General features: G+C 60.5%; 7 protein-coding genes, 2 tRNA genes and 3 rRNA genes. 9 read left to right on the forward strand and 3 right to left on the reverse strand.

Annotation, left to right across the window (positions count from 1 at the left end):
* Nucleotides 1-6: 6 nt before the first annotated feature.
* From PKB_RS08975 to rrf (PKB_RS08995), 5 genes are all read left to right on the forward strand, one after another.
* A tRNA-Ile gene (locus PKB_RS08975) sits at nucleotides 7-83 on the forward strand.
* 15 nt (nucleotides 84-98) lie between these two features.
* Nucleotides 99-174 (forward strand) — tRNA-Ala (locus tag PKB_RS08980).
* 231 nt (nucleotides 175-405) lie between these two features.
* Nucleotides 406-3,296 (forward strand): 23S ribosomal RNA (locus PKB_RS08985).
* A 132-nt stretch (nucleotides 3,297-3,428) separates the two neighbouring features.
* Nucleotides 3,429-3,544, forward strand: a 5S ribosomal RNA gene (gene rrf / locus PKB_RS08990).
* Between the two features lie 295 nt (nucleotides 3,545-3,839).
* Nucleotides 3,840-3,955, forward strand: a 5S ribosomal RNA gene (gene rrf, locus PKB_RS08995).
* A gap of 561 nt (nucleotides 3,956-4,516) precedes the next feature.
* Here the strand turns inward: rrf (PKB_RS08995) and fabB are convergent.
* The 3 genes from fabB to PKB_RS09010 all read right to left on the reverse strand — a co-directional run bounded on the left by fabB (nucleotide 4,517) and on the right by PKB_RS09010 (nucleotide 8,413).
* Entirely contained in the window at nucleotides 4,517-5,734 is a 1,218-nt protein-coding gene (gene fabB / locus PKB_RS09000) for a beta-ketoacyl-ACP synthase I (RefSeq protein ID WP_043250923.1), read from the reverse strand.
* Nucleotides 5,735-5,745: 11 nt separating this feature from the next.
* Nucleotides 5,746-6,261 carry a 3-hydroxyacyl-[acyl-carrier-protein] dehydratase FabA gene (gene fabA / locus PKB_RS09005; RefSeq protein ID WP_043250924.1) on the reverse strand — a complete coding sequence of 172 codons (516 nt, stop codon included), beginning with the start codon at nucleotides 6,259-6,261 and terminating at the stop codon, nucleotides 5,746-5,748.
* A gap of 232 nt (nucleotides 6,262-6,493) precedes the next feature.
* Nucleotides 6,494-8,413 carry an ATP-binding protein gene (locus PKB_RS09010; protein WP_043250927.1) on the reverse strand — a complete coding sequence of 640 codons (1,920 nt, stop codon included), beginning with the start codon at nucleotides 8,411-8,413 and terminating at the stop codon, nucleotides 6,494-6,496.
* Nucleotides 8,414-8,618: 205 nt separating this feature from the next.
* Between PKB_RS09010 and PKB_RS09015 the strand changes: the two genes are divergently transcribed.
* The 4 genes from PKB_RS09015 (at nucleotide 8,619) to PKB_RS09030 (ending at nucleotide 12,349) form a co-directional block, all read left to right on the forward strand.
* Nucleotides 8,619-9,641 (forward strand): NAD(P)H-dependent glycerol-3-phosphate dehydrogenase, encoded by a 1,023-nt coding sequence (locus PKB_RS09015; protein WP_043250930.1) that lies wholly within the window; start codon nucleotides 8,619-8,621, stop codon nucleotides 9,639-9,641.
* A gap of 10 nt (nucleotides 9,642-9,651) precedes the next feature.
* Nucleotides 9,652-9,993 (forward strand): DUF4389 domain-containing protein, encoded by a 342-nt coding sequence (locus PKB_RS09020; RefSeq protein ID WP_043250932.1) that lies wholly within the window; start codon nucleotides 9,652-9,654, stop codon nucleotides 9,991-9,993.
* Nucleotides 9,990-10,454, forward strand: a complete 465-nt coding sequence (gene sixA, locus PKB_RS09025) for a phosphohistidine phosphatase SixA (protein ID WP_043250934.1) — start codon at nucleotides 9,990-9,992, stop codon at nucleotides 10,452-10,454. Before PKB_RS09020 ends, sixA begins: the two co-directional genes overlap by 4 nt.
* Before the next feature lie 227 nt (nucleotides 10,455-10,681).
* Entirely contained in the window at nucleotides 10,682-12,349 is a 1,668-nt protein-coding gene (locus PKB_RS09030) for an AMP-binding protein (protein ID WP_043250935.1), read from the forward strand.
* Nucleotides 12,350-12,355: the final 6 nt, after the last annotated feature.

The raw sequence follows: 12,355 nt of genomic DNA on the forward strand, positions 1-12,355 counted from the left end.
CTATATGGGTCTGTAGCTCAGTCGGTTAGAGCGCACCCCTGATAAGGGTGAGGTCGGCAGTTCGAATCTGCCCAGACCCACCAATCGTTGGAAAAGAGGGGGCCATAGCTCAGCTGGGAGAGCGCCTGCTTTGCACGCAGGAGGTCAGGAGTTCGATCCTCCTTGGCTCCACCATCCACGTCGCGAAAGTTCAGACATGAATGTTCAGGGTAATGGAACATTGATGTCTGGTCTTTGTACCGGAACCGTTCTTTAAAAATTTGGGTATGTGATAGAAGTAGACTGAATAATCTCTTTCACTGGTGATTATTCAAGTCAAGGTAAAATTTGCGAGTTCAAGCGCGAATTTTCGGCGAATGTCGTCTTCACGTTCGAGACGTATAACCAGATTGCTTGGGGTTATATGGTCAAGTGAAGAAGCGCATACGGTGGATGCCTTGGCAGTCAGAGGCGATGAAAGACGTGGTAGCCTGCGATAAGCTTCGGGGAGTCGGCAAACAGACTTTGATCCGGAGATCTCTGAATGGGGGAACCCACCCAGCATAAGCTGGGTATCTTGCACTGAATACATAGGTGTAAGAGGCGAACCAGGGGAACTGAAACATCTAAGTACCCTGAGGAAAAGAAATCAACCGAGATTCCCTTAGTAGTGGCGAGCGAACGGGGACTAGCCCTTAAGCTTCTTTGAATCTAACAGAACGCTCTGGAAAGTGCGGCCATAGTGGGTGATAGCCCCGTATGTGAAAGGTTCTTGGAAGTGAAATCGAGTAGGACGGAGCACGAGAAACTTTGTCTGAATATGGGGGGACCATCCTCCAAGGCTAAATACTACTGACTGACCGATAGTGAACCAGTACCGTGAGGGAAAGGCGAAAAGAACCCCGGAGAGGGGAGTGAAATAGAACCTGAAACCGTATGCGTACAAGCAGTGGGAGCCTACTTTGTTAGGTGACTGCGTACCTTTTGTATAATGGGTCAGCGACTTATATTCAGTGGCGAGCTTAACCGAATAGGGAAGGCGTAGCGAAAGCGAGTCTTAATAGGGCGTTTAGTCGCTGGGTATAGACCCGAAACCGGGCGATCTATCCATGAGCAGGTTGAAGGTTAGGTAACACTGACTGGAGGACCGAACCCACTCCCGTTGAAAAGGTAGGGGATGACTTGTGGATCGGAGTGAAAGGCTAATCAAGCTCGGAGATAGCTGGTTCTCCTCGAAAGCTATTTAGGTAGCGCCTCACGTATCACTCCAGGGGGTAGAGCACTGTTTCGGCTAGGGGGTCATCCCGACTTACCAAACCGATGCAAACTCCGAATACCTGGAAGTGTCAGCGTGGGAGACACACGGCGGGTGCTAACGTCCGTCGTGAAAAGGGAAACAACCCAGACCGTCAGCTAAGGTCCCAAAGTTATGGTTAAGTGGTAAACGATGTGGGAAGGCTTAGACAGCTAGGAGGTTGGCTTAGAAGCAGCCACCCTTTAAAGAAAGCGTAATAGCTCACTAGTCGAGTCGGCCTGCGCGGAAGATGTAACGGGGCTCAAACCATACACCGAAGCTACGGGTGCATCGCAAGATGTGCGGTAGAGGAGCGTTCTGTAAGCCTGTGAAGGTGAGTTGAGAAGCTTGCTGGAGGTATCAGAAGTGCGAATGCTGACATGAGTAACGACAATGGGAGTGAAAAACTCCCACGCCGAAAGACCAAGGGTTCCTGCGCAACGTTAATCGACGCAGGGTTAGTCGGTCCCTAAGGCGAGGCTGAAGAGCGTAGTCGATGGGAAACAGGTTAATATTCCTGTACTTCTAGTTACTGCGATGGAGGGACGGAGAAGGCTAGGCCAGCTTGGCGTTGGTTGTCCAAGTTTAAGGTGGTAGGCAGAGATCTTAGGTAAATCCGGGGTCTTAATGCCGAGAGCTGATGACGAGCGTTCTTTTAGAACGTGAAGTGGTTGATGCCATGCTTCCAGGAAAAGCTTCTAAGCTTCAGGTAACTAGGAACCGTACCCCAAACCGACACAGGTGGTTGGGTAGAGAATACCAAGGCGCTTGAGAGAACTCGGGTGAAGGAACTAGGCAAAATGGCACCGTAACTTCGGGAGAAGGTGCGCCGGTGAGGGTGAAGTATTTACTACGTAAGCCCATGCCGGTCGAAGATACCAGGCCGCTGCGACTGTTTATTAAAAACACAGCACTCTGCAAACACGAAAGTGGACGTATAGGGTGTGACGCCTGCCCGGTGCCGGAAGGTTAATTGATGGGGTTAGCGAAAGCGAAGCTCTTGATCGAAGCCCCGGTAAACGGCGGCCGTAACTATAACGGTCCTAAGGTAGCGAAATTCCTTGTCGGGTAAGTTCCGACCTGCACGAATGGCGTAACGATGGCGGCGCTGTCTCCACCCGAGACTCAGTGAAATTGAAATCGCTGTGAAGATGCAGTGTATCCGCGGCTAGACGGAAAGACCCCGTGAACCTTTACTGTAGCTTTGCACTGGACTTTGAGCCTGCTTGTGTAGGATAGGTGGGAGGCTTTGAAGCGTGGACGCCAGTTCGCGTGGAGCCATCCTTGAAATACCACCCTGGCATGCTTGAGGTTCTAACTCTGGTCCGTTATCCGGATCGAGGACAGTGTATGGTGGGCAGTTTGACTGGGGCGGTCTCCTCCTAAAGAGTAACGGAGGAGTACGAAGGTGCGCTCAGACCGGTCGGAAATCGGTCGTAGAGTATAAAGGCAAAAGCGCGCTTGACTGCGAGACAGACACGTCGAGCAGGTACGAAAGTAGGTCTTAGTGATCCGGTGGTTCTGTATGGAAGGGCCATCGCTCAACGGATAAAAGGTACTCCGGGGATAACAGGCTGATACCGCCCAAGAGTTCATATCGACGGCGGTGTTTGGCACCTCGATGTCGGCTCATCACATCCTGGGGCTGAAGCCGGTCCCAAGGGTATGGCTGTTCGCCATTTAAAGTGGTACGCGAGCTGGGTTTAGAACGTCGTGAGACAGTTCGGTCCCTATCTGCCGTGGACGTTTGAGATTTGAGAGGGGCTGCTCCTAGTACGAGAGGACCGGAGTGGACGAACCTCTGGTGTTCCGGTTGTCACGCCAGTGGCATTGCCGGGTAGCTATGTTCGGAATAGATAACCGCTGAAAGCATCTAAGCGGGAAACTAGCCTCAAGATGAGATCTCACTGGGAACTTGATTCCCCTAAAGGGCCGTCGAAGACTACGACGTTGATAGGTTGGGTGTGTAAGCGCTGTGAGGCGTTGAGCTAACCAATACTAATTGCCCGTGAGGCTTGACCATATAACACCCAAACAATTTGTGTGTTAGACGGTGAAGTCGACGAACCGAAAGTTCGTGTGAACCGCAAATTACCTGTCACATACCCGAATCTGGATGAGCGTGTGCGTAAGCCACGAGCATCCGAAAGAATTGCTTGACGACCATAGAGCGTTGGAACCACCTGATCCCATCCCGAACTCAGAAGTGAAACGATGCATCGCCGATGGTAGTGTGGAGTTTCTCCATGTGAGAGTAGGTCATCGTCAAGCACCTATCCCAAAGCCCCTGATCAGCGAAAGCTGGTCGGGGGCTTTGTCTTTTGGGGCGGAAAAATACTCGGTTCCGCTATCAGTCGGTGAGGGCAGATACTGCTGTTTAACGTCGGTTTAGAAGCCTTTGGCGACAAGTCAGAGGGCGCTAGCGAGACATCGCGTCTGCACTCCAGGAGGGCTTCCTCGCAGGCCTGCGCGATTCTCTTCATGCTGCAGCCCAGGCGGAGTCGAGCTTATTAGTGTAAGCAGACCGAATTCGGATGAGCGCCAAGGCGAGCATCCAAGCGAATTGCTTGACGACCATAGAGCGTTGGAACCACCTGATCCCATCCCGAACTCAGAAGTGAAACGACGCATCGCCGATGGTAGTGTGGAGTTTCTCCATGTGAGAGTAGGTCATCGTCAAGCTTCTAATTCCGAAGCCCCTGATCAGCGAAAGCTGGTCGGGGGCTTTGTCTTTTGGGGCGGAAAAATACTCGGTTCCGCTATCAGTCGGTGAGGGCAGATACTGCTGTTTAACGTCGGTTTAGAAGCCTTTGGCGACAAGTCAGAGGGCGCTAGCGAGACATCGCGTCTGCACTCCAGGAGGGCTTCCTCGCAGGCCTGCGCGATTCTCTTCATGCTGCAGCCCAGGCGGAGTCGAGGAGTTGAGCACTGCATTGCCACGCAGCGCTCAAGTGCCAACGATCTTGCTCCCATTCTGGCAACGAAGGTTTGGCGCATATTCGGTATGCCGGTTGGGGGGTGTGGCTAGAGATGGCTGATGAGCTGGTTCAACGCCCCTGCTCGTTGCTTTCCCGTTCGCTGCCGCCATCAGTTTGCTGAAGGTGGTCTTATCGTTGCTGCGGGCAGCTCTTATCAGATCGGTCTGCTTGGATGTCCTTCTTGGCCTGCGCCAGGAGGGCAGCAGACAGGAATCGCAGGCACAAAAAAGGCGCCCTAGGGCGCCTTTCTCGATTCGGCTAGAGATCAGCCGTTGTAACGCTTCAGCACCAGAGTGGCGTTGGTGCCACCGAAGCCGAAGCTGTTGCTCATTACGGTGTCGAGCTTGGCGCCTTCGCGGGTCTCGCGCAGGATCGGCATGTCGGCGACTTCCGGGTCCAGCTCGTCGATGTTGGCGGAACCGGCGATGAAGTTGCCTTCCATCATCAGCATGCAGTAGATCGCCTCGTGCACGCCGGCCGCGCCCAGGGAGTGACCGGACAGGCTCTTGGTGGAGCTGATGGCCGGGGCCTTGTCGCCGAACACTTCGCGGATGCCGCGAATTTCTGCAACGTCGCCGACCGGGGTCGAGGTGCCGTGGGTGTTCAGGTAGTCGATCGGGGTATCGACGGTGGACAGCGCCTGCTGCATGCAGCGGATCGCGCCTTCGCCGCTCGGAGCGACCATGTCGTAGCCGTCGGAGGTGGCACCATAGCCGACGATCTCGGCGTAGATCTTCGCGCCGCGCTTGAGTGCGTGCTCGAGTTCTTCCACCACTACCATGCCGCCACCGCCAGCAATGACGAAGCCGTCACGCTTGGCGTCGTAGGCGCGGGAGGCTTTCTCCGGGGTGTCGTTGTACTGGGTGGAGAGGGCGCCCATGGCGTCGAACAGGCAGCTCTGGCTCCAGTGTTCTTCTTCACCGCCGCCGGCGAAGACCACGTCCTGCTTGCCCATCTGGATCTGTTCCATCGCGTGGCCGATGCAGTGCGCGCTGGTGGCGCAAGCCGAGGAGATGGAGTAGTTCACGCCCTTGATCTGGAAGGGGGTGGCCAGGCAGGCGGATACGGTGCTGCCCATGGTGCGGGTGACGCGGTATGGGCCGATGCGCTTGACGCCTTTTTCGCGCAGAGTGTCGATGGCTTCCATCTGGTTCAGGGTGGAAGCGCCGCCGGAACCGGCGATCAGGCCGGTGCGCGGGTTGGAGATCTGCTCTTCGGTCAGGCCCGAGTCCTTGATCGCCTGTTCCATCGACAGGTAGGCGAAGGCCGCGGCGTCGCCCATGAAGCGCAGGACCTTGCGGTCGATCAGCTCTTCGAGGTTGAGGTTCACCGAACCGGAAACGTGGCTGCGCAGGCCCATGTCCGCGTAGGACTGGTTGTGGCGGATGCCAGCACGGCCGGCGCGCAGGTTGGCGGATACGGTTTCTTTGTCAGTGCCCAGGCAGGAGACGATGCCGAGGCCGGTGATCACGACGCGACGCATGCGGATAACCCTTAGAAGCTGTCAGTGGAAGTGAACAGGCCGACGCGCAGGCCTTCGGCACTGTAGATCTCGCGACCGTCGACGCTAACGCTGCCATCGGCGATAGCCAGGACCAGCGAGCGGTTGATGGTGCGCTTGATATGAATGTTGTAGGTGACCTTCTTCGCGGTCGGCAGGACCTGACCGAAGAATTTCACTTCGCCCGAGCCCAGGGCACGGCCACGGCCGGGGTTGCCCTGCCAGCCCAGGTAGAAGCCAACCAGCTGCCACATGGCGTCGAGGCCCAGGCAGCCCGGCATCACCGGATCGCCTTCGAAGTGGCAGGCGAAGAACCACAGGTCCGGGTTGATATCCAGCTCGGCGACCAGTTCGCCCTTGCCATACTTGCCGCCGACGTCGCTGATGTGGGTGATGCGATCGATCATCAGCATGTTGGGGGCGGGCAGTTGCGCATTACCCGGGCCGAAGAGCTCGCCGCGGCTGCAGCGCAGCAGGTCTTCTCGGGTGAAGGCGTTTTGTTTGGTCATGCGAGCTCCTCAAAAATCCTCAACGGCAGGGCGATCATCAATCGTCCTGCGGCTCCGCGCGCCTGGTTGTTGTCGCGGCGTCCAGCGGCAGCCTAGTCATAGACTATTGCCTTACAGTTAAAGTCACAGCACCGGGCGAACGGTTGTTCACTTTATTTGGTGCTTTCCACTTTCTGCCGAGCCCTACGGGTTTGCGGCAGGTGTCGCAGTGTGGGCGAACAGGGCCGAGCGATCAACGTCCCGGCGCTATCCAGCGCTGCAGCATGCGCTGCAGATCGGCACGCTTGAAAGGCTTGGCCAGGTAGTCGTCCATGCCCGCTTCCAGGCAGGCCTCGCGATCACCCTGCAGCGCATTCGCGGTCAGGGCGATGATCGGTACCTGTTGGTGCCCTGTCTGACCTCGGATCTGCCGCGTCGCTTCGTAGCCGTCGAGCAGCGGTAGACGGCAATCCATCAGGATGGCGTCGAACTGCTCGCGCTCGGCCGTGCTTACGGCTTGGGCTCCATCGCCAACAAGGGTGACGCTATATCCGAGGCTGCGCAACATTGCCTCGATGACGGTCTGGTTGACCGGATTGTCCTCCACCAGCAGAACAGACTGCCCGCTGGCCAATTCCGGGGGACGATTCGGGTCCGCAGCTGCGACACCATGGCGCGCCTGGAAGGGCAGGGGGATCTCGAGGGTGAAGGTCGAGCCCAGGCCTTCTTCGCTGGACGCCTGCAGCGTGCCGCCCATGCGTTCGGCCAGGGTGCGTGCAATCGCCAGGCCCAGGCCGGTACCCCCGTAGCGCCGCGAGGTGGAAGAGTCGGCCTGGCGGAAGGCTTCGAACATGTGCTCCAGGCGCTCCGCGGAGATGCCGATGCCGCTGTCGTTCACCGCGCAGGTCAGCCAGAGCACTTCGTCGTCCAGCGCCTGCCAGCGGACTTCCAGACGAATGGCGCCTTCCTCGGTGAATTTGAGTGCGTTGCCCAGCAGGTTGACCAGGATCTGCCGCAGCCGCGTGGGGTCGCCACGCACCTCCAGCGCCTCCAGCCCGCGCTGGACGTCCATGCGCAGATCCAGGCCGCGTTGCTGGGCGCTGTGCTGGAACACCTGCACCGAGCCATGGATGAGCTCCAGCAGGTTGAACGGGATGCGCTCCAGTTCCAGGGCGCCACGTTCGATGCGCGAAAAGTCGAGGATGTCGTTGATGACCTTGAGCAGGTGTTCGGTGGATTCGGTGGCCAGCGCCGTGTATTCGGCCTGCTCATGGTTGAGTTCGGTGGTTTCCAGCAACTGCAGCATGCCCAGCACGCCGTTCATGGGCGTGCGCAATTCGTGGCTCATCATCGCGAGGAAGTCCGACTTGCTGCGGTTGGCCTGTTCGGCTTCCTCACGGGAGGCCACGAGCTGGGCAATCATCCGCTCCTGCTCGTTGCTGGCTCGCTGCAGTCCCTGGACGAGGTTGTTGATGTGGCGCGCCAGGTCGCCGACTTCGCCTTCGTCGAGGATTGGCAGGTGGGTCTGGTAATCGCCGGCCTGGATCGCCTGCACTGCGCTGGCCATGCTGCTGATCGGTGCTGCTAGTCGCCGTGCCAGGCGCCGCGCAAGGAGCAGGGTGAGCAGCAGGGCGAAGAAGGCCAGCAGGGCGGCCTTGAAGAGGATTTCCTGCTGACGCTCGCTGAAGGCGTCGTTGGCCATGCCGACGACCACGCGCCCCAGGTAGTCGGCATCGCTACCGCTCGCTGGGGACGTCTGTCCCGGGTTGTGGTGTGCCGCGACTTCAGCCGGCGCCACATGTTCGCGCTGGATAGCGGCGTGGAACACCTCGACTTTGGGGCTCTCCTGGCCGGCGACAGCCGCCTCGTGCTCGGCGTAGACGAGGATCTCGTCGTCGCGATTGCGGACTTCGATGAAACGCACGTGTGGCGTGGTCAGGGTCGTGCGCAGCAGGCTCTGCAGCACCGGAAGATTGCCGCTGAGGACGCCGTACTCCGCCGCCGGCGCGAGCTGGTTGGCGATCAGCTGGCCGGTGTGGTTCAGCTCCTGGCGCAGGTCCTGCAGCCGAGAGTGGATGAAATAGCCGGTCAGCAGCAGGGTCAGCAGCAGGGCCGGGCCCAGGCTGATGGCGAGCATGCGGTTCTGGATGTTCCAGCCCTTGGGCGGGGTCATGGTCGGACTCCGTGGCTGGACGCGAGCGAAATTCGGGAGTGAAGCATGGCGTACTCGGAACGGCCCTGTTCTCGATTCTGTTCGGTTGGAGGATGTTAAACGAGGCCGTGGCCATTGCCAGTGCGTTGATCCGCACTGGCCGCTCGGCAGAGGGGCCTTATAATGCCCCAATCGCCGCCCTCGTGCGGTTCGTTATGGAAGTGTCATGACAGAGCAGCAACCCATCGCCGTGCTGGGAGGTGGCAGTTTCGGCACCGCCTTCGCCAACCTGCTGGCGGAGAATGGTCAGCGCGTGCGCCAATGGATGCGCGACGAGGAGCAGGCCGCGAGCATTCGCGCCCAGCGCGAGAATCCGCGGTACCTGAAGGGCGTGCGCATCCACGACAACGTCGAGCCGGTCACTGACCTGGCGGCGACGTTGCGCGACTGCGAGCTGATCTTCGTTGCCGTGCCGTCCAGCGCCCTGCGCAACGTCCTGCAGCCGTTCGCCGAGCAACTGGCGGGCAAGCTGCTGATCAGCCTGACCAAGGGTATCGAGGCGCAGAGCTTCAAGCTGATGAGCCAGATCCTCGAGGAGATCGCTCCACAAGCCCGCATCGGGGTCATTTCCGGACCGAACCTGGCCCGCGAGATCGCCGAGCATGAGTTGACCGCCACAGTGGTCGCGAGCGAGGACGAAGTGCTCTGCGAGCGAGTGCAGGAAGCGCTGCACGGCCGCACCTTCCGCGTCTATGCCAGCGCCGACCGTTTCGGTGTCGAGCTGGGCGGTGCGCTGAAGAACGTCTACGCCATCATCGCCGGCATGGCTGCCGCGCTGGGCATGGGCGAGAACACCAAGGGCATGCTGATCACTCGTGCGCTGGCGGAGATGACCCGCTTCGCCGTGAAGCTCGGCGCCAACCCCATGACCTTCCTCGGCCTGGCCGGCGTGGGCGACCTGATCGTCACCTGTTCGTCACCCAAGAGCCGTAACTATCAGGTCGGATTCGCCCTCGGCGAAGGCCTGAGCCTGGAAGAGGCGGTAGCGCGCATGGGCGAGACGGCCGAGGGGGTGAACACCCTCAAGGTGCTCAAGACCAAGGCCGACGAGCTGGGCGTGTACATGCCGCTGGTCGCCGGGCTCTACGCCATCCTCTTCGGCGGGCGCACGCTGGCCCAGGTGATCCAGGCCCTGATGAGCGGCGAGCCGAAGACCGATGTCGACTTCATTCCCACCAGTGGTTTCTGAGGAGGTACTCATGTCCGCCGATCGTATGGAAAAGGAATCGCTGGTCTTGCGCGTCCTCTGGATGCTGCTGTTCGCCCTGGTCTGGTACGTCGCCCAGATGCTGCTTGGCGCCGTGGTCGTCGTGCAGCTGATCTACCGCATCATCTACAGCGCGCCGAGTGCGAGCCTGCTTGCCTTCGGCGACAGCCTCAGCCAGTACCTCGCGCAGATCGGCCGCTTCGGCACCTTCAACAGCGACGAGAAGCCCTGGCCGTTCGCCGACTGGCCGACTCCGCGTGCCCCGGAAGGCGAGGCCGCCCATGCGGTGCCTCCGGCGCCGCATCCGGTGCGCGACGAGGAACCCAAGCTGTGAAACTGTGGCTGTTGCGCCACGGTCAGGCCGAGCCGCAGGCACGTCGCGACGCCGATCGGCAACTCACCGCCCATGGTCGCAAGGAAGTTCTGCAGAGTGCCGGGCACCTGGCAGGCCATGCGCTCGACGGCATTCTCGCCAGCCCCTATGTGCGCGCCCAGCAGACCGCCGAGCTGGTACGCGAGGCCCTGGGTTTCGCCGGAGCGGTCGGCACTGCGCCCTGGTTGACGCCAGACGACGATCCGCGCGATGTGCTGCGTTTTCTCGATGGGCGCGACGAGCAGAACCTGCTGCTGGTCAGCCACCAGCCGCTGATCGGCGCGCTCGGTGGGCTGCTGGTGCATGGCAGCCGGGACGAGGCCCTTCCAATGGGCACCGCATCGCTTGCAGAGCTTGAGGGCGACTGCCCGTTGGCGGGGCTGATGAACCTGGTATCGCTCTACCATCCCGGGCATTCCTGAGTCCGCTGAACGAGGCCCCGCTAGGGGCCTCGACGTTCCCCCCGCGCTGAAACGCTGCTCCGTAGCGGGATTACAGCGCTGTTCTGTCATATTCGTCTGACGAATTTCCCTACAAAAGTTCACATATCCCTGCTTGCCTGCCCTCTGTCGGGCGTGGAATAGTCAACCAAGCAAGTGCTTGGTCGATCTATCGCTACACCTCTAGAACAACAAAAAAGGAGGGGCATGTGGTCACTGCAATCCGTTCTCCGCTCGAGCAATTCCTGCAACGCGAGGCACGTCATCCGCACAAGCGCTACCTGGTCCAGCCGTTGCCGGGCGGACAGGTCGAAAGCCTGACCTGGGCCCAGGTCGGCGAGCAGGCACGCCGCGGCGCCGCCTGGCTGCGCAGCCTGCAGCTACCGGCGGGAAGCCGGGTGGCGATCATCTCGAAGAACTGCGCGCACTGGATCGTCGCCGATATCGCCATCTGGATGGCCGGATACGTCTCGGTGCCCTTGTATCCCAACCTCACCGCCGAATCGGCTCGTCAGGTGCTGAGCCACTCGGAGGCTGCCGTCGCCTTCGTCGGCAAGCTCGACGACTGGCCGGCGATGGCGCCCGGGCTGCCGAGCGGCGTGCTCAGCGTGGCGCTGCCGCTGCACCCGGAAGGCCGCTTCGATCACAGCTGGGACGACCTCCAGGCTGTCGAGCCGCTGCAGGACGTGCCGCTGCCCGATCCGAGCGCGCTCGCCACCCTTATCTACACCTCCGGCACCACCGGCACGCCCAAGGGCGTGATGCATTCCTTCGCCAATTTCGATTTCGCTGCGAGCCACGCCATCGAGTTGTTCGGCGTAGGCGAGGATGATCGGCTTCTGTCGTACCTGCCGCTGTGCCACGTGGCCGAGCGCATGTTCGTGGAAATGGCGTCAATCTATGCCGGGCAGACGATCTTCTTCGCCGAGAGCCTGGATACCTTCGTTGCCGACATGCGCCGCGCTCGGCCCACGGTATTCTTCGGCGTGCCGCGGATCTGGACCAAGTTCCAGATGGGCGTCTACTCGCAGATGCCGGCGCAGAAGCTCGACCGCCTGCTGCGTCTCCCCATCGTCGGTCGCCTGGTCGGGCGCAAGGTCCTCGCCGGGCTTGGCCTGGATGCGGTGCGCTATGCCCTGTGCGGTGCAGCGCCGGTGCCTCCGGCCTTGCTCGACTGGTACAAGCGCCTGGGCCTGAGCGTGCTGGAGGTCTACGGCATGACCGAGAACTGCGGCTATTCCCATGTGTGCCGGCCCGGTAAGCAGCGCGAGGGCTGGATCGGCCAGAACAGCCCAGGCGTGGAAGTGCGCATCAGCGACGAAGGCGAGGTGCAGGTGCGTAGCGGCGCGACCATGCTCGGCTACTTCAAGGACCCGGAGAAGACCGCCGAAACCCTTACCGAGGACGGCTTCTTGCGTACCGGCGACAAGGGCGAGCAGGACGCCGATGGCAACCTGCGCCTGACCGGCCGGCTCAAGGAAATCTTCAAGACCGGCAAGGGCAAGTACGTCGCCCCGGCGCCGATCGAGAATCGCCTCGCGGTGCATTCACGCATCGAGCAGATCTGCGTGGTCGGCGACGGCCTGGTGGCACCGCTGGGCCTTTGCGTGCTCTCCGAGGTGGGCCGCCAGGAGGCCGCCAACGGCTCGCGTCCGGCGCTGGAGCAGAGCCTGCGCACGCTGCTGGAGGAGGTCAACGGCGAACTCGACAAGCACGAGCGGCTGGCCGGCCTGGTGCTGGTGAAGGAGGTCTGGACGGTGGACAACGGCTTCCTCACACCGACCCTGAAGATCAAGCGCAACGTGGTGGAAAGCGCCTATGGCGCGCATTTCAACGACTGGGCCGAGCGCCGCGAAGCGGTGCAGTGGCATGACTGAGCAAGG

Source organism: Pseudomonas knackmussii B13 (genome assembly GCF_000689415.1).
GTDB lineage: Bacteria > Pseudomonadota > Gammaproteobacteria > Pseudomonadales > Pseudomonadaceae > Pseudomonas > Pseudomonas knackmussii.